At 54.0% G+C, this 17,404-nt stretch carries 13 protein-coding genes; 3 read left to right on the forward strand and 10 right to left on the reverse strand.

The annotated features are described in order from the left end of the window. Nucleotides 1-10: 10 nt before the first annotated feature. From glnG to glnA, 3 genes are all read right to left on the reverse strand, one after another. Nucleotides 11-1,420, reverse strand: coding sequence for a nitrogen regulation protein NR(I) (gene glnG, locus OGX93_RS00100; protein WP_012133942.1), 1,410 nt, complete (start codon nucleotides 1,418-1,420; stop codon nucleotides 11-13). Between the two features lie 11 nt (nucleotides 1,421-1,431). Then, nucleotides 1,432-2,481: a nitrogen regulation protein NR(II) gene (gene glnL / locus OGX93_RS00105; RefSeq protein WP_115609795.1), complete on the reverse strand. Its 1,050-nt coding sequence runs from the start codon at nucleotides 2,479-2,481 to the stop codon at nucleotides 1,432-1,434. Between the two features lie 279 nt (nucleotides 2,482-2,760). Further along, on the reverse strand, nucleotides 2,761-4,170 hold the full coding sequence (gene glnA / locus OGX93_RS00110) for a glutamate--ammonia ligase (protein WP_024130676.1): 1,410 nt from the start codon (nucleotides 4,168-4,170) through the stop codon (nucleotides 2,761-2,763). Nucleotides 4,171-4,547: 377 nt separating this feature from the next. On the opposite strand from glnA, the gene typA reads away from it, so the two are divergent. Further along, entirely contained in the window at nucleotides 4,548-6,371 is a 1,824-nt protein-coding gene (typA, locus tag OGX93_RS00115; protein ID WP_012133937.1) for a ribosome-dependent GTPase TypA, read from the forward strand. Between the two features lie 111 nt (nucleotides 6,372-6,482). On the opposite strand, the gene ompL is transcribed toward typA, so the two are convergent. From ompL to yihU, 7 genes are all read right to left on the reverse strand, one after another. Further along, nucleotides 6,483-7,175: a porin OmpL gene (gene ompL / locus OGX93_RS00120; RefSeq protein ID WP_286448782.1), complete on the reverse strand. Its 693-nt coding sequence runs from the start codon at nucleotides 7,173-7,175 to the stop codon at nucleotides 6,483-6,485. An 88-nt stretch (nucleotides 7,176-7,263) separates the two neighbouring features. Beyond that, on the reverse strand, nucleotides 7,264-8,658 hold the full coding sequence (locus tag OGX93_RS00125; RefSeq protein WP_286448783.1) for an MFS transporter: 1,395 nt from the start codon (nucleotides 8,656-8,658) through the stop codon (nucleotides 7,264-7,266). Between the two features lie 45 nt (nucleotides 8,659-8,703). Continuing rightward, complete coding sequence (locus OGX93_RS00130) at nucleotides 8,704-10,086, reverse strand: MFS transporter (RefSeq protein ID WP_012133934.1); 1,383 nt, start codon at nucleotides 10,084-10,086, stop codon at nucleotides 8,704-8,706. 45 nt (nucleotides 10,087-10,131) lie between these two features. Beyond that, complete coding sequence (locus OGX93_RS00135) at nucleotides 10,132-12,156, reverse strand: alpha-glucosidase (RefSeq protein ID WP_286448784.1); 2,025 nt, start codon at nucleotides 12,154-12,156, stop codon at nucleotides 10,132-10,134. A 110-nt stretch (nucleotides 12,157-12,266) separates the two neighbouring features. After that, nucleotides 12,267-13,508, reverse strand: coding sequence for a sulfoquinovose isomerase (gene yihS, locus OGX93_RS00140; RefSeq protein ID WP_047459905.1), 1,242 nt, complete (start codon nucleotides 13,506-13,508; stop codon nucleotides 12,267-12,269). A gap of 15 nt (nucleotides 13,509-13,523) precedes the next feature. Continuing rightward, entirely contained in the window at nucleotides 13,524-14,402 is an 879-nt protein-coding gene (yihT, locus tag OGX93_RS00145) for a sulfofructosephosphate aldolase (protein WP_047459903.1), read from the reverse strand. Nucleotides 14,403-14,424: 22 nt separating this feature from the next. Continuing rightward, nucleotides 14,425-15,321 (reverse strand): sulfolactaldehyde 3-reductase, encoded by an 897-nt coding sequence (yihU, locus tag OGX93_RS00150; RefSeq protein WP_024130674.1) that lies wholly within the window; start codon nucleotides 15,319-15,321, stop codon nucleotides 14,425-14,427. A 166-nt stretch (nucleotides 15,322-15,487) separates the two neighbouring features. Between yihU and OGX93_RS00155 the strand changes: the two genes are divergently transcribed. Together OGX93_RS00155 and OGX93_RS00160 are read left to right on the forward strand one after the other, a co-directional pair. Continuing rightward, a complete protein-coding gene (locus OGX93_RS00155; protein ID WP_049009345.1) occupies nucleotides 15,488-16,384 on the forward strand; it encodes a sugar kinase in 897 nt (298 codons plus the stop codon). A gap of 32 nt (nucleotides 16,385-16,416) precedes the next feature. Further along, a complete protein-coding gene (locus OGX93_RS00160; protein WP_012133927.1) occupies nucleotides 16,417-17,220 on the forward strand; it encodes a DeoR/GlpR family DNA-binding transcription regulator in 804 nt (267 codons plus the stop codon). Nucleotides 17,221-17,404: the final 184 nt, after the last annotated feature.

The raw sequence follows: 17,404 nt of genomic DNA on the forward strand, positions 1-17,404 counted from the left end.
CGACGAATCGTCACTCCATACCCAGCTCTTTTAGCTTGCGAGTCAGGGTGTTACGACCCCATCCCAGCAGCCGTGCCGCTTCCTGTTTGTGCCCCTGGGTATGACGCAGCGCGGTGGTTAACAGCGTACGCTCCAGCTCAGGCTGCGCTTCAGAAAGCAGGTTTTGATGACCGGAACGCAACGCGCGATCCGCCCACTGTGCCAGCAATGTGGCCCAACTGTCTGACTGTATGTGCGACTGGCTGTCTGGCACCGTGGCTTCAAACAGCTCGCCGGGTAAGTCCTGAATCAGAACCTCCTGTCCGGCGGCCATCACCGTTAACCAACGGCAGGTATTCTCCAGTTGACGCACGTTGCCAGGCCAGGCCAGACGCGTCAGCGCCGCTTCGGTTTCCGGGTGGAGCAATTTGGCTTCGACGCCCAGCTCGCGAGCAGCCACTTGCAGGAAATGCCGCGCCAGGCGTGGAATATCTTCCCGGCGCTCGCGCAGCGGCGGCAAATGTACGCGAATCACGTTCAGGCGGTGGAACAGATCTTCACGGAACTTACCTTCCTGTACGCGTAATTCCAGGTTCTGATGGGTGGCGGCGATAATCCGCACATCAACCTTCACCGGCGCATAGCCACCAACGCGGTAAAACTGCCCATCGGCTAAGACGCGTAGCAAACGCGTCTGCACATCCAGCGGCATATCGCCGATCTCATCGAGAAACAGCGTGCCGCCGTCGGCCTGCTCAAAGCGCCCCTGACGAATGGTATTCGCCCCGGTGAACGCCCCTTTTTCATGACCAAACAGTTCGGACTCGATCAAATCCTTCGGAATAGCCGCCATATTCAGGGCGATAAAGGGAGCTTTTACGCGTGGGCTATGGCGATGCAGCGCATGGGCGACCAGCTCTTTACCGGTCCCGGACTCGCCGTTGATCAGCACGCTGATAGACGAGCGTGAGAGGCGGCCAATAATGCGAAAGACATCCTGCATCGCGGGCGCTTCGCCGATGATATCGGTTGTCGGGCCGTTGATCTGGACATTGCGCGGCTGTTGCTGCTCCTGATAATGGCTGATCGCGCGTTCAACCAGCGCGACCGCTTCGTCAATATCAAAAGGCTTTGGCAGATAATCAAACGCGCCTTGTTGATAAGCGCTGACGGCGGCATCAAGATCGGAATGCGCCGTCATTATGATGACCGGAAGCATGGGGTGACGCTGTTTGATCTGTTTTAACAGCGCCAGTCCGTCCATTCCCGGCATACGGATATCCGACAGCAGGACATCCGGCGTTTTACTCGCCAGCGCGTCCAGCACTTCGTTGCCGCTTTCAAATGTGGTGCAATGTAATCCCGCCCCGGCGAGCGCACGTTCAAGCACCCAACGGATGGAACTATCGTCATCGACTACCCAGACTATCCCTCGTTGCATAAACGTCACCTTTATTTCCTGATAGGCAGGTAAACCGAGAACTCGGTATGACCCGGCCAACTGGTAAATTCAATTTTGCCGGAATGCTGATCAATCAAATTACGGGCAATGGATAAGCCCAGCCCGGTGCCGCCTTCGCGGCCGCTGACCATCGGGTAAAACAGCGTGTCCTGTAAATGGGACGGAATACCCGGCCCGTTGTCCTCAACGTCGATGCGCGCCGCCAGGCGATAACGCACGCCATGCAGCGTCAGCTGGAATGCGGTACGGGTACGCAGAATGATTTCACCGCCTTCCGGCCCTAACGCCTGTAAAGCGTTACGCACGATGTTCAGCAGGACCTGTTCAATCTGGTCCGGGTCGTGAGGCAGTTCCGGCAGACTGGGGTCGTAATCACGAATCAGCATGACGTTCTCCGGCAGCTCCATCGACACCAGTGCGACGACGCGTTCTGCGACTTTGTGGATACTCTCCGTGACGTGCATACCCGGCTGTTGCGGCCCCAGCAGTCGGTCAACCAGATTACGCAGCCTGTCGGCCTGCTCAATAATGACTTTGGTATACTCCAGCAACGCCGGGTCAGGCAGGGCTTTACTGAGCAGTTGGGCCGCGCCGCGTAAACCACCAAGCGGGTTTTTGATCTCATGCGCCAGACCGCGCACCAGATCGCGGGCGGCGATTTGCTGGGCATGCTGAAGCTGTTCCTGGCTCAGGCGACGCTGGTTATCCATCGGCGCCATTTCCAGCAGGATGAAGTTATCCGGCAGGCGCTGGGCGGTTAGCGAGAGAATATGGGAGCGTCCGTCGATCACCAGCGTGACTTCGTTGTCCGTAAATCCCTGACCTGCTTCCAGGCTTTCGCGCATCAGCCCAATATTTAATGAAAAATAGCTCAACAGCTCAGGCAGCGGCGTACCAAACAGCTTGCGGGCGCTTTGGGCGAGCAGCTGTTGTGCGGCCGGGTTGGCGTAATGCACCGCCAGTTCGTCGTCGACCAGTAAAATGCTGTTGATTAAAGAATTGAGGATCTGCCCAGCATCGGGCTGCGTGCCTGTTGCCATTTAGCAGTCTCCTGGAATAGTTTGCACCAATTTAGTGCATTATAGCTTTTTACGTGTAAAAAGCGCGTGGGATCAGAACGTTGGTGGAGAAAAAAGCCCATCGTGTGATGGGCTACAGATGAGTGGCAAACGTTGTGCCGGATGGCGGCTTTGCCTTATCCGGCCTACAAGGTGATGTTACCGGTAGGCCTGATAAGCTTGCGCCACCAGGCGTCTTATCATTCGCCATCAATCTCAAACCTGCCTGAACAGGCTAAAAGTTCCACGGCAACTCAACGATTAAACGCTGTAGTACAGCTCAAACTCTACCGGGTGCGGCGTCATGCGCACACGGTCATTTTCTTCAATGCGCAGGGCGATGTACGCGTCGATCGCTTCATCAGTGAACACGCCGCCTGCTTTCAGGAATTCGCGGTCAATATCCAGCTCGTTGAGCGCTTCTTCCAGAGAGCCTGCAACCTGTGGGATCTCTTTCGCTTCTTCCGGCGGCAGGTCATACAGGTTTTTGTCCATCGCTTCGCCTGGGTGGATCTTGTTCTTAATACCGTCAAGACCCGCCATCAGCAGAGCGGCAAAGCACAGGTACGGGTTTGCAGCCGGGTCCGGGAAGCGCACTTCGATACGACGCGCTTTCGGAGAGGCCACAACCGGAATACGGATAGAAGCAGAACGGTTACGGGCGGAGTAGGCCAGCATGACCGGTGCTTCATAACCCGGGACCAGACGCTTGTAGGAGTTGGTGGTCGGGTTCGCCAGGGCGTTGATCGCTTTCGCGTGTTTGATTACGCCGCCGATGTAGTACAGCGCCTGCTCAGACAGACCCGCATATTTGTCGCCGGAGAACAGGTTAGTCCCGTTTTTGGACAGGGACATGTGGCAGTGCATACCGGAACCGTTATCGCCGAACATCGGTTTTGGCATAAAGGTCGCAGTTTTACCGAAACGGTGAGCGACGTTGTGCACAACGTATTTGTAGATCTGAATTTCGTCCGCTTTTTTGGTCATGGTGTTGAAGCGGGTTGCCACTTCGTTCTGACCTGCGGTTGCCACTTCGTGGTGGTGTGCTTCTACAACCAGACCCATTTGCTCCATAACGGAACACATTTCAGAACGGATGTCCTGAGAAGAGTCTACCGGCGGAACCGGGAAGTAACCGCCTTTTACTGCCGGACGGTGACCTTTGTTGCCACCTTCGTACTGGGTGGAGGAGTTCCATGCGCCTTCGATATCGTCGATAGCGACGTGGGAACCAGAGATAGAAGAACCGAAGCGGATATCGTCAAACAGGAAGAACTCTGGCTCTGGCCCGAACAGAACGGTGTCTGCGATGCCGGTAGAGCGCAGGTACTCTTCCGCGCGCTTGGCGATGGAACGCGGGTCGCGATCGTAACCTTGCAGGGTGCCTGGCTCCAGGATGTCGCAACGAATAATCAGCGTAGAATCAGCGTAGAACGGGTCAATGACCGCAGTGGATGCGTCCGGCATCAGAACCATGTCGGATTCGTTGATACCTTTCCAGCCACCGATCGAGGAGCCGTCAAACATTTTGCCTTCTTCAAAGAATTCGGCATTCACCTGATGAGCAGGAATCGTGACGTGCTGTTCTTTACCTTTGGTATCGGTGAAGCGCAAATCAACAAACTTCACTTCATGCTCATTCAGCATCGTCAAAACGTGTTCAGCGGACATACTTAACTCTCCCGGATTGGTCATTGTCGTCGTGGTAACGAAGTCTTCAATTCTGCAAAAATTGGCCGTGTCGCCGTAAAAAATACAAAGCGAAATCTGTGCCAACTTTTAAATTGCCCCTAAAAGGCGTTATCATGCGCACCATCGTGCAAAAGGGCCGCACCATAGTGGATATGTTGCACCAATATAGTGCTTTAATGTGAACATTAAGCACCATGTTGGTGCAATGGACAGTGAGTGACCCTTTTAACGCTCCGTGAAAGCGATCACAAAGAAACTCTGCAATACTTGTTTGCGGAGGATCTCTGTGATCCTGTTTTGTAGTGCGATTAATCCGTGTACAATAACGCGCTATTTCTAATGCCTGAGGCAAAGTTGTGATCGAAAATTTGCGTAACATCGCCATCATCGCGCACGTTGACCACGGTAAAACTACCCTGGTCGATAAGCTGCTACAGCAATCCGGTACGTTTGATGCGCGTGCCGAAACTCAAGAGCGTGTGATGGACTCCAACGATTTGGAGAAAGAGCGTGGGATTACCATCCTCGCTAAAAACACTGCTATCAAATGGAATGATTACCGTATCAACATCGTTGATACCCCAGGACACGCCGACTTCGGTGGTGAAGTTGAACGTGTAATGTCCATGGTAGACTCCGTGCTGCTGGTGGTTGACGCATTTGACGGCCCGATGCCGCAGACGCGCTTCGTGACCAAAAAAGCCTTTGCTCATGGCCTGAAGCCGATTGTTGTTATCAACAAAGTTGACCGTCCTGGCGCGCGCCCTGACTGGGTTGTAGACCAGGTATTCGACCTGTTCGTTAACCTCGACGCGACCGACGAACAGCTGGACTTCCCGATCATCTACGCTTCGGCGCTGAACGGTATCGCAGGTCTGGATCACGAAGATATGGCGGAAGACATGACCCCGCTGTATCAGGCGATCGTTGACCACGTACCGGCACCGGACGTTGACCTGGACGGCCCGCTCCAGATGCAGATCTCTCAGCTGGACTACAACAACTATGTTGGCGTTATCGGCATTGGTCGTATCAAACGCGGTAAAGTGAAGCCGAACCAGCAGATCACTATCATCGATAGCGAAGGCAAAACCCGTAACGGTAAAGTGGGCAAAGTGCTGACTCACCTGGGTCTGGAGCGTATTGATAGCGACCTGGCGGAAGCGGGCGATATCATTGCAATCACCGGTCTGGGCGAGCTGAACATCTCCGACACCATCTGCGATCCGCAGAATGTTGAAGCGCTGCCAGCGCTGTCTGTTGATGAGCCGACCGTTTCTATGTTCTTCTGCGTAAACACCTCTCCGTTCTGCGGTAAAGAAGGTAAATACGTGACCTCTCGTCAGATCCTTGAGCGTCTGAACAAAGAACTGGTACACAACGTTGCGCTGCGCGTTGAGGAAACCGAAGATGCGGACGCGTTCCGTGTATCCGGTCGTGGTGAACTGCACCTGTCCGTTCTGATTGAAAACATGCGTCGTGAAGGTTTCGAGATGGCGGTTTCCCGTCCGAAAGTTATCTTCCGCGAAATCGACGGCCGTAAACAGGAGCCGTACGAAAACGTCACGCTGGACGTCGAAGAGCAGCACCAGGGTTCTGTGATGCAGGCGCTGGGCGAGCGTAAAGGCGACCTGAAAAACATGAATCCAGATGGCAAAGGCCGCGTACGTCTCGACTACGTGATCCCAAGCCGAGGTCTGATCGGTTTCCGTTCAGAGTTCATGACCATGACCTCCGGTACGGGTCTGCTGTACTCCACCTTCAGCCACTACGACGATATCCGTCCGGGCGAAGTGGGCCAGCGTCAGAACGGCGTACTGATCTCCAACGGTCAGGGTAAAGCGGTTGCGTTCGCACTGTTCGGTTTGCAGGATCGCGGTAAGCTGTTCCTGGGTCACGGCGCGGAAGTTTACGAAGGCCAGATCATCGGTATTCACAGCCGTTCTAACGACCTGACCGTAAACTGCCTGACCGGTAAGAAACTGACCAACATGCGTGCGTCTGGTACTGACGAAGCAACGGTTCTGGTTCCGCCGATCAAGATGACCCTGGAGCAGGCTCTGGAGTTCATCGATGACGACGAACTGGTAGAAGTGACTCCAACCTCTATCCGTATTCGTAAACGTCACCTGACGGAAAACGATCGTCGTCGTGCAATGCGCGGCGCGAAAGAAGAGTAATACGGGCTTACAAAATCGGCCTGATAACTCCGATTCGTAGGCCGGATAAGGCGTTAGCCGCCATCCGGCAACAAAAAGCCGCTGATTTCAGCGGCTTTTTTATTATCCTGTTCAGAAGAAATATTTTACCCCGACACGAATCTGGTTTTGCTCCCGATGGTAGGGCTCCACATTGCGATCCAACCAACGTAACTCTAAGTACGGCAGCCAGTTCTGGTTAATCCGGTATCTGAAAGTATTGGTAATTTCCCAGTGGTGTTTGGTTCCGTTGCTGCTGTTAAAATCATTCACATTATAAAAATAGTGTGGCTCAAAGGTATAAGAAAATTTATCAGTAATGATGAAATTCCAGTAGTTGCCGATTTCATAGCTATCGTTATTATCTAATTCACCATTTAAATCAGTAGAACTGTAGTTATTATGGTTGTAACGGTTACGAACCGTCAGGTTAAACCACGGCGTGAATTTATAATTGACGTCCAGATAAACAGCGACGCCAGAACCGATGCTTTTATCGTTTATCAGACCACCGGGTTGAATGGTTAACCGGTCCGTCGGTTTAAATAACGGATACCAACCCTCAATTTCATTATAACCATGCTTTAATTCATCATCACGCTGTAGCGTATAGGTGTTGGTCAACATAATTCCGGCCCCCATATCGGAGTTGTAGCCAACGCGCAGCATGAATTCCATTTGATCGGATGCCAGATTATAGGCCTCGCGGTTTTCCACATACGCGCCCGCAAAAACAGAAGTGGAGATAACAGAGGATAACAGCATTATTGTGTTCAACGTTTTCATAGTAAATCCATTTTTTAAGCGTAGGGAGCCGCTATCCATCGAAATGGATAGAGCGGCAATTATTTTATTTAATTAGAACAGAGGTTTTTTAATGGCTTACAACGCCGGTTTGTATCGATTGTTTCTTTCGTTGGCTAATTTCCTCAATAATAAAAGCAAAGCGTTTTTCATTGAGCTTATAAAAAAAGCCCATTGTGAGTGCGGCGATAATCGCCAGGCCGCATGGCCAGAGAAATATCAGCTGACGCAGGCCAAGTAACGTCTCCGCGCTTTGCGCTATGTTCGGCACGTAGCCAATTTGCGTCAGCATAATGCCGGGCAAGAAACCCGCCAGCGCCGCAGAAATTTTTCGTGAGAAGGTATAACCGGTATAGACCGACCCTTCCGCACGAATACCTGTTTTCCATTCGCCGTAATCGACCGTATCAGGAACCAGCGCCCAGTTCAGGCTGTTAACGAACGCGGTGCCGAAAAACGCCATGCAGGAGAAGATCACGAACAGGAAAGAGGTTCCACCCCAGAGAAAGTTCAGCACATCGCCGATAGCCCACAGCGTCAGGCCGCCGAGATAGACCTGCTTTTTCCCAAACCGTTTTACGGTTACGGGCACCAGCAGTACGCCGACCAGAATGCACCCCATACTGAAAAATCCCATCCATGACAGCAAATGGATGTCGTTCAGCACGTACTGGGTGTAATAGACCTGAATCGCCAGTTTGATGTTAAACGCGGCCAGCGTACATAAGTTGGCCACGCAGAGCACCAGCAGCGGCGGATTGCGGAAAATCGCACAGAAGGATTTAAGAATGCTGGGCTTATGGTGGGCCGGAACGATATCGATATACCGTTCTTTCACCCCGCTGAAACACCACCACATACTGAACAGGCCGCAAACGGAGAAAATCAACGCGGCTACCAGATAACCCAGAGAAGATGACTGGGTAAAGAGCGCCTGAATCGGCATAAAGCCAACGGTACACAGCAACAGACCGAGCGTTGCGCCGCCCTGACGCCATGCTGCGAGTTGGGCGCGCTCATGCGGGTTTCTGGTGATAGCGGGCACCATCGCCCCGTATGAGCAATTCATCAGGCTGTAAAACAGGCCAAACAGCATGAACAGTACGGTTGCCAGCGCTGTTTTGACCGTCAGTGTAAAATCGGTGGCGAGAAACTGCGCGCTGGCAACCAGCGCGACAGGAAATGATGCATGCAGAATGAAAGGGCGAAACTTACCTTTAGCGCCAATATGACGACGGGAATCCAGCAGCACCCCCGTCAACATATCGGTGAACGCGGTAAAGAACTTCGCCACCAGAAAGATAATCCCACCGTAATATGCGGGCATCCCCAGTTCATCGGTATAAAACTTAAGCAGATACAGCGTACCGATACACAGCATCAAATTTGAGCCGAAGTCACCCATGCCATAGGCATATTTTTCCCGTAGGCTCAGTTTTAGCGTCAGCGGATCATGGTCAGACATAATCGCTCCTCAATAACGCCCCGAAGGGCGCCTTTATTATCGTTGTTAAGCCGTTTGTTTACGGGCTTCTATCTCTTCAACGATGCGGACATACATCTTCTCGTTGAGGTTGTAGAAACACCCCATTGCGATGATGGTTATCACCGCCAGCGCGCACGGATAAATGAAGATCAGCTGCCGCAAACCTTCGACAGTGCCTGCCGATTGCACCACATTGGGCACGTAGCCGATTTGGGTCAGCATCCAACCGGGGAAGAAGCCCGCCAGCGCCTGAGACACCTTACGGAAGAAGGTAAAACCGGTGTATACCGTTCCTTCTGAACGCACGCCGGTGCGCCATTCACCGTATTCCACCGTGTCGGAGACCAGTGCCCAGTTCAGGCTGTTCACAAACGCTGAACCGAAAAACGCCAGGCAGGAAAACGCGACAAAACTGACCGAGCCGCCGCCAAAGAAGTAGTTGAGAAGATCGCCGATAACCCAAACCAGCAGGCCGCCGATGTAGACCTTTTTCTTGCCGAAGCGTCTTACCGCGCCGGGCATTAAAAAGACGCCGATAAAAATGCAGCCCATGCTGAAAAAGCCCATCCAGGAGAGGAGGATCGGGTCATTCAGTACGTACTGGGTGTAATACACCTGGATCGCCAGCTTAACGTTGAAAGCGCCCAGGGTGCAGAGATTCGCGATACATAAAATGAACAGCGGACGGTTCCCGGCAATGGCGCGAAACGACTGAAGCAGCCCCGGTTTTTCGGTCGCTTCAACCGGTTTTACCTCCACATAACGCTCTTTGACGCCTGCGTAGCAGAGCCACATAAACAGCAGGCCAAACAGTGAGAACAGCGTGGCGGCGAAAATATAGCTTAGCTGTGCGTTCCCTTCGATCAGATTCATCACCGGAACAAAACCGACGGTGCACAGCAGCAGGCCGAGCGTGGCGCCGCCCTGACGCCAGGCGGCAAGCGAGGCGCGCTCATCCGGGTTTTTGGTAATGGCGGGCACCATCGCGCCATACGAACAGTTCATCATGCTGAAGAACAGGCCGTACAGCATAAACAGCACCGTCGCCATCACCGTCTTACCGGTAATTTCAAACGGCGTGCCGACAAAGTTGGCGATGGCCAGCAGGGTCACCGGAAACGCGGCATAGAGCACGAACGGACGGAACTTGCCTTTCGGGCCGATTTTACGTCGCGAGTCGAGCATAATCCCGGTGCCCATATCGGTGAAGGCGGTAAAGAATTTGGCGATCAGGAAAATAATACCGCCATACGTGCCCGGTAGACCCAGCACATCGGTATAAAACTTAAGTAAATAAAGCGTACCAATATCCAGCAGGATATTGGAGCCTAAATCACCCATCCCATAGGCAAGTTTTTCTTTAAACGGCAAGCGTAGGGTCGCCGGATTTGATGACGTTTGACTCATTATTTTTCTCCATATGCCCGTGAGTTTCCCCACGGGCGAGCCGTATTAGATAGTGCGTAAAGAGGCAAACAGAGATGCCCACTCGCTCTCTGCACGGTAAAAGACCGGAGGCTTGCCGAGCGGCGCGTCCACGGTAATCTCGCCGCCGCGAAGCGTTTCGCCCGTCCACGCGTTGATCCAGTTATCCTCAGGCAGATATAGCGTCCAGTCGCGGCGTCCTTGTTCGTGGACCGGCGCAACCAGCAGGTCGCGACCCAGCAGATACTGGTACTTCAGGGTGTAAGTCTGCGCATCGTCCTCGTAGTGCAGGAACAGCGGGCGCATGACCGGCAGACCGGTTCTGGCGTTCTGCGCCACCGCCTGTTTGAGATACGGTTTCAGGGTGGTAAAGACGGTTGTCATACGGGCAAAGTGGGCGATAGTTTCCGCGTCGCCATCAAACTGCCAGTTATCGCCGGGGCGGTTCCCTTCGTGGGTACGCATCATCGGGGTGAAGGCGCTGAAGTCACACCAGCGCAGCAGCAGCTCTTTGCTGCGCTTCATGTCGAACAGGGTGGTATAACCGCCAATATCGCTGTGATGCAGACCGTGACCCGTCATCGCCAGCGACAATGCGGCAGGCACCACGGAGGCGAGACCGTCGTCCAGACTCCAGTCGACGTTCTGATCGCCCGCCCACATCATGGTGGAGTATTTCTGGCTGCCGGTATAACCCGCACGCATAAAGAACAGGATCTCGCCCAGCTTGCCGGTCTCTTGTAGCGCTTCGTAGTTACATTTCGCCCACAGCGCCGGCCAGGCGTTATGCATAATTTCCGCGCTGACGCCGTTATGCAGGTAAGTGTCGGTAGGCAGGTATTCCCCGAAATCCGCCATCCAGCCGCCGCAACCCAGCTCAATCATGTTTTTCTTGATGACATTCTTGAACCAGTCATAGGCTTCAGGATTGGTCAAATCCACGACGCCGCCATAAAACTCGCCGAACTCAACCAGATAGTCATCGCCCGCAGCGTCTTTTGCCAGATAACCGTGTCTGGCCGCTTCGGCGCAAAGATCTTTATCGCTGGCGACGTAAGGATTGATGTAGGAGAGGAACTGCACGCCTTCTTCTTGCCACTGCTTGATACGGGTATCCAGCTGCGGATAGTTGTCGCTGTTCCACTTCCAGTTCCACATCACGCGTTTGCCGAAAGAGGTCATGCGGATGCCGGACCAGTCCTGCGCCCAGATGCCATTCACCTTCACGCCTGCGTTGCGCATGGTGTCCAGCTTCTGCTGGCAGACGTCGGTGCCGCCCTGAATGCCGAGCGTCACGCCGTCGTAAACCCAGTCCGGCAACACCGGCTGGCGGCCTAACAGCGCCGTCAATTTTTCCAGCAGGGCGATGTAGCTGTCGGCGCATTCAAAACGCAGGGTGGCATTGTCTTCCCATAGCGCCAGCTCATGGTATTCCGGCGCGCTAAAGTCGAAATTCATGTAGCAGCTGTTATCGACGTGGCAGTAGTACTTTTGCGTGCTGACAAAAGTGGGCTGTGGGAAAAAGGTCCAGTAGTAATCCCCGCCCGCGTTTTCTTTGCAGTCCGCCTGCCAGGTGACATAGCTGTTTTTGTTGCGCCCGACGCCTTGTTCGCTGGTCCAAAGCGGGAAAGGCTTGCCGCGTAAATCGAAATAAGAGAATTGTTCGCCGCAGCCATAGATGTGATCTTCTGGCTGGGCGGCCAGGCGTAACCAGATGCGGTTATGGGTAAGATCGCTGTTTTGCAGTTTCAGCGTCAGGCGGCCCGCCTCATCGGTGGTGATGTGTAACGCTGCGCTGATGGCATCGCCGCGATTGAAATGGATCAACCAGCCATCCGGGGACTGGCTTATCGTTGCGTCAGTCAGCGCGATTTTCTCATTCAGCTTATCTTTTATGCTGAAATTACCGCGAAACATGTCGATATCGGCGACGCCGGCGCCGATCCACAGGCAGGGATTTTCTGCGCTGTGGGATAGCAGCAGACGATCTTGCCAGCTCAGGGTGAAGCCGCCATCGGTTGTTGTCAGGGTGATATTGTGTAGGGTATGCATAAGTTTTCTATCCTCAATGTTGCCGGACGGCAGCGCTCTTGCCTACGGTTAGCATGGCGCTCGTCGGCCGGATAAGACGCCTTAACGTCGCCATCCGGCATGTCATATTGTTATTTCGCGTTGCTATCCAGCAGACCCGCAGCAACGGCGGGTGCCAGCCCCGGTGCCAGCGGCAGGCGCGGGATCACCAGGCAATGCAGCAGGTGGTAAATATCCTGCTTGCCGTCCCACACTTTGGTGGTCACCTGGTTATTGGTATCCAGCTCCTGCCACCACGAACCGTTCTCGTAGTCCATCAGATAAGTGATGCAGTAATCCCACCACTTCTGATACCAGGCTTCGTATTGGCTATCGCCGGTGAGGGTATACAGGGCGTAAGCGGTGCCCATTGCTTCCACAATCGGCCAGCGCACTCTTTCACGTACAATCGGTTTGCCGTCCCAGTCCACGGAGTAGACGAAGCCGTCTGCGCCATCGGGCGCCCAGGCGTCGCGAAGGGTGGCGTGGAATAACCCTTTGGCATCTTCCAGCAGCCAGGCGGGAGGAGTTTCAAAACGCGCTTCCAGGGCCGCATGCAAGTGCAGCATCAGGCGACCCCACTCGATCCAATGCCCCGGCGTGCCGCCGTAAGCGCGGAAACGGTGGGCAGGGTTATCTTTGTTGTAATCGCGAATGGGGTTCCACTGCGCATCGAAGTGCTCGTTGACGCGGTAGTCGCCGTTGCGGGCCACATCGTGAATAATGACGGAGGCGATGCGCAGCGCGCGGTCGAGCCATTTACGATCGTGGGTCACGTCGTACACGATCAAAAAAGCCTCTACGGCATGCATGTTGGCGTTGCCGCCACGGTAATCTTCGGTCTGGCTGAAGGCTTCGTCCCAGGACTCCAGGCACATCTGCTCCTCTTCGCTCCAGAAGTATTTTTCGATGACCTCGATCGCGTCATCCAGCAGTTTTCTGGCCTGTGGATGGCCCGTGGTGACGGCGCTTGCCGCCCCTAACAGGACGAAGAAATGCTGATATCCCTGTTTGGAGGCGTCCATCACGCCTTCATCGTTTACACAGGCATACCAGCCGCCGTAGCGCCGATCGCGTAACGCGCCGTTCAGCGCGTTAATACCATGGTCGACTAACTGATATGCGCCCGGACGGCCCATCGATGCGGCAACGGAATAAACGTGCAGCATACGGGCGGTAATCCACAGGTGCGTACCCATCTCCGCTCTGATCTGTCCCTGGTTTCCCAGCCAGCCGAAACCGGTAGGTACTGCGGATTTTTTCCCAAAGTCAAAAATGCGATCGGTTTCTTGCTCCAGCCAGCGGTTGTGGCTCAACGTGTTAAACCATTTCATGCTTTCATCCTCACATTAACGACGGCGGGCCATCATTTCGTCGACGATCTCACCCAAACGCTGCAACTTAGGCACAGAAATATCACGCAGCATCAGTTCGGTATCCGGCAGGCCAATCACCGATGACCAGACGGCGCGACCCGCCAGAAAACCGGATGCGCCCGCGGTCATTGCGACTCTGACCGCCCGAGGGAACAATTTTTCATCAATACCGGAGGAGAGGATGACCCACGGCATATTGATATGCTCGTTCAGGCGCTGTGACGCGGCGAGAAGGTCGTGCTGCGCGCCTTTGCCGTACAGCGGCATTTCAACTTTGTAGAGATCCGCGCCGCTGTCGCCCAACTCTTTCGCGGCATCAATGATGGCCTGTTCACGGTCGAACTTATCGCCACGGCGAGGTGGGCGCACAACCGGTTCGATAATGCTCACCAGACCATTGCTGTGGCACATCTCATTAAATTCTTTGACCATATCAAGACGCTGTTGGGCATCTTCATCGCTGCGCCAGAGCACCAGCAGTTTTAGCGCTTTACCGCCGTCTTGCTTTATCGCTTGTGGATTGATCTTTTTATCAATGACGACGCTATCGACAGGAATGCCATTGCCGGGAATGAACGCATCGGCGGCGACGATCATGGCGCAGTTTTTCGCAATCGCGTTTTGCTCCACCACCTGGCGGTAACAGAACTGTTGGTCAATCAGAATGGCGGAGGCATAAGGAGACAGCGCTTTTGCGGCATTCACTTTGAAATCCGTCAGTACGCTGTCGGCAACAGGAGACTTCGCACCAGCAGCTGCAAACATTAAGCGCATCGCTTCACGCTGATCGACCGCCAGCATGGCAAAGCCGCCGGATGCGCGCGTAATGTCTTTGATGGTGTAGTTGTTCATTCAGTTTTCCTTTATTCAGTCGTTACATTTTGAATTTGTTCGGTAATCCGGCGCTGTTACGCACCTGTTCGAGAATGGCTGTCCAGTCTTCCCGGCCACGACCGGCGGCGCGAGCCTGGTTATAAACTTCACGGGATGCGGCGCCGAGCGGCATCGGCACATGCAGTTGGTTGGCAACATCCAGCGCAATCCCCAGGTCTTTGTGCGCCAGATCGATCATGAAGGAGGGAGAAAGGTCGCCTTTCAGCACTTTGTTCGGCCAGGAGGTGGTGAAGTGGCCTTTGCCTGCCGGGGTTCCGCTCATCACTTTTAACGCGACGTCGAAGGAGAGGCCCAGCGCTTCGCATAACGCGGCGGCTTCGGCAGAAAGCGCATTCAGCGCGATGCTCATATAGTTATTGATAAGCTTTACGCGAATCCCCATGCCGGGGCCGCCAGCGTTAATCAATTCATTGCCCATCGCCATCAGTACCGGCGTTGCGCGCTCCACCTGTTCTGCGCTGCCGCCTGCCAGTAATAGCAACGTCCCCGCAATGGCGTGATCGGACGTTCGACCGACCGGGACATCCATCATGCTGAACCCTCTGGCGCGCATATCTGCGATAAGTTTGTCCGTCTGTAGCGGATGGATGGTGGACATATCGATCACCAGCGCGTCCTGCGACAAGCCTTCGCAAACGCCTTGATCGCCGAATAACACGCTGCGAACGAGATCGCCATTAGGCAGCATTGTGATGACAAACTCGGCCTCTTTCGCCGCCTGCGCCGGGCTGCTGGCCGGACGAGCGCCTTTTTCCACCAGGGTCTGTATGGCGTCGGGGTTCACATCAAAGACGCTGAGCTGATGGCCCTGCTTGAGCAAATTACTCGCCATGGGCGAACCCATCTGGCCTAATCCGACAAATGCAATCACTGCCATATCGTTCTCCTGAAACGTGAATGTCATTTTTTGTCACTTGCGTGACGCTGATTTTGTCTGTTTTTGATCGTATTTGTAATTTATGGTCAAAAAATTGACAGCCGTCACTTTTTAAACATTTTGCGAAATTAAAATAATCGCATCCCGAAATGCTTAAGGAATGACCATGATTCGTGTTGCTTGTGTGGGTATCACCGTGATGGATCGCATCTATTACGTTGAAGGTTTACCGACTGAAGGAGGTAAATATGTGGCGAAACGTTATACGGAAGTGGGCGGCGGGCCTGCTGCAACTGCCGCAGTGGCTGCGGCGAAACTGGGGGCGCAGGTGGACTTTATTGGGCGTGTGGGAGATGACGACACCGGAAACAGCCTGCTGGCGGAGCTGGAATCCCTGGGGGTAAATACCCGCTATACCCGGCGTTACGCGGGGGCGAAGTCCTCACAGTCTGCGGTCATCGTCGATGCGAAAGGGGAGCGGATTATCGTCAATTATCCCAGCCCGGATTTATTGCATGACGCTGACTGGCTTAATGAGATCGACTTTTCTCAATGGGATGTGGTGCTGGCGGATGTTCGCTGGCATGAAGGGGCGAAACGGGCGTTCACGCTGGCGCGCCGGGCCGGAGTCATGACGGTTCTGGATGGCGATGTGACGCCACAGGACATCAGCGAGCTGGTGGCGTTAAGCGATCATGCCGCCTTCTCTGAACCGGGTCTGGCGCGCCTGACGGGAATACAGGATACCGTAAGCGCGTTAAAAAAATCACAAATGCTCACAAATGGACATGTCTATGTCACGCGCGGCGGTGAAGGATGCGACTGGTTAGACGATAATGTCTTCCGGCATCAACCCGGATTCCTGGTAGAGGTGGTCGACACCACCGGCGCGGGGGATGTTTTTCACGGTGCGCTCGCCTTTAGCCTGGCGGGCGGAACGCCAATCGAAGAGGCCGTCAGGTTTGCCAGCGGCGTGGCCGCACTGAAATGCACCCGACCAGGCGGGCGTGCCGGAATCCCTGACTGTGATCAAACCCGATCTTTTCTGTCACTTTTTGTATAAAATGTAAGGCAATGGTTTTTCGAGGAATTTGCATGAGTCTTACTGAACTGACCGGTAACCCACGGCATGATCAGTTGCTGGCGCTGATTGGCGAGCGCGGTTACATGAATATTGACGAACTGGCTGGCCTGCTGGATGTGTCCACGCAGACCGTGCGTCGCGATATCCGCAAACTGAGTGATCAGGGATTGATTACGCGTCATCACGGTGGCGCGGGACGGGCTTCCAGCGTTGTGAATACCGCCTTTGAGCAGCGAGAAGTCTCCTGGACGGAAGAGAAAAAAGCCATCGCGGAAGCGGTGGCGGACTATATTCCAGACGGCTCCACGGTCTTTATCACCATTGGTACGACCGTTGAGCAGGTAGCGCGGGCGCTGTTAAACCACAATCATCTGCGCATTATCACTAACAGCCTGCGTGTGGCGCATATTCTGTACAATAATCCGCGTTTTGAAGTGATGGTGCCTGGCGGAACGCTTCGCCCGCATAACAGCGGCATTATCGGCCCTTCTGCGACGGCGTTTGTGGCGGGGTTTCGTGCGGACTATCTTGTCACCAGCGTCGGTGCGATAGAAAGCGATGGCGCGTTGCTGGAGTTTGACGTCAATGAAGCCAGTGTGGTGAAAACCATGATGGCTCACTCCCGGCATATCCTCCTTGCTGCCGATCATACGAAATACCATGCTTCCGCAGCGGTAGAGATTGGCAACGTGTCGCAGGTAACGGCGCTGTTTACTGATGAGTACCCAGGCCCGGCATTGCATAACCTGCTTCAGTCACAGCAGGTTGAGATTGTCCAGGTTAGCCCAGGCCAGGATGACGCAACGTCAGTCTGAAGGGGTTATAAAAAGAACCGTCTTTTTAGACGGTTCTTTTTCACTTTTTTGCTAAATATATAATCATCCTGGTGGTGATATAAAAATCTTAAAATAAAACCGCCTGCTTATTGTTACCCTGATAGCTGTTGTTTTATAAGACGTTTATTTTCCTGCCAGGGATGCTTTTATTTTATAAAAATAG

This window comes from Citrobacter sp. CK195 (assembly GCF_030333365.1).
Classification (GTDB): Bacteria; Pseudomonadota; Gammaproteobacteria; order Enterobacterales; family Enterobacteriaceae; genus Citrobacter_B; species Citrobacter_B koseri.

Excerpts from the sequence above, each read along its gene's own strand:
- glnG (WP_012133942.1), bottom strand. The coding sequence starts at position 1,420 with ATGCAACGAGGGATAGTCTGGGTAGTCGATGACGATAGTTCCATCCGT.
- glnL (WP_115609795.1), bottom strand. The coding sequence starts at position 2,481 with ATGGCAACAGGCACGCAGCCCGATGCTGGGCAGATCCTCAATTCTTTA.
- glnA (WP_024130676.1), bottom strand. The coding sequence starts at position 4,170 with ATGTCCGCTGAACACGTTTTGACGATGCTGAATGAGCATGAAGTGAAG.
- ompL (WP_286448782.1), bottom strand. The coding sequence starts at position 7,175 with ATGAAAACGTTGAACACAATAATGCTGTTATCCTCTGTTATCTCCACT.
- OGX93_RS00125 (WP_286448783.1), bottom strand. The coding sequence starts at position 8,658 with ATGTCTGACCATGATCCGCTGACGCTAAAACTGAGCCTACGGGAAAAA.
- OGX93_RS00130 (WP_012133934.1), bottom strand. The coding sequence starts at position 10,086 with ATGAGTCAAACGTCATCAAATCCGGCGACCCTACGCTTGCCGTTTAAA.
- OGX93_RS00135 (WP_286448784.1), bottom strand. The coding sequence starts at position 12,156 with ATGCATACCCTACACAATATCACCCTGACAACAACCGATGGCGGCTTC.
- yihS (WP_047459905.1), bottom strand. The coding sequence starts at position 13,508 with ATGAAATGGTTTAACACGTTGAGCCACAACCGCTGGCTGGAGCAAGAA.
- yihT (WP_047459903.1), bottom strand. The coding sequence starts at position 14,402 with ATGAACAACTACACCATCAAAGACATTACGCGCGCATCCGGCGGCTTT.
- yihU (WP_024130674.1), bottom strand. The coding sequence starts at position 15,321 with ATGGCAGTGATTGCATTTGTCGGATTAGGCCAGATGGGTTCGCCCATG.
- OGX93_RS00155 (WP_049009345.1), top strand. The coding sequence starts at position 15,488 with ATGATTCGTGTTGCTTGTGTGGGTATCACCGTGATGGATCGCATCTAT.
- OGX93_RS00160 (WP_012133927.1), top strand. The coding sequence starts at position 16,417 with ATGAGTCTTACTGAACTGACCGGTAACCCACGGCATGATCAGTTGCTG.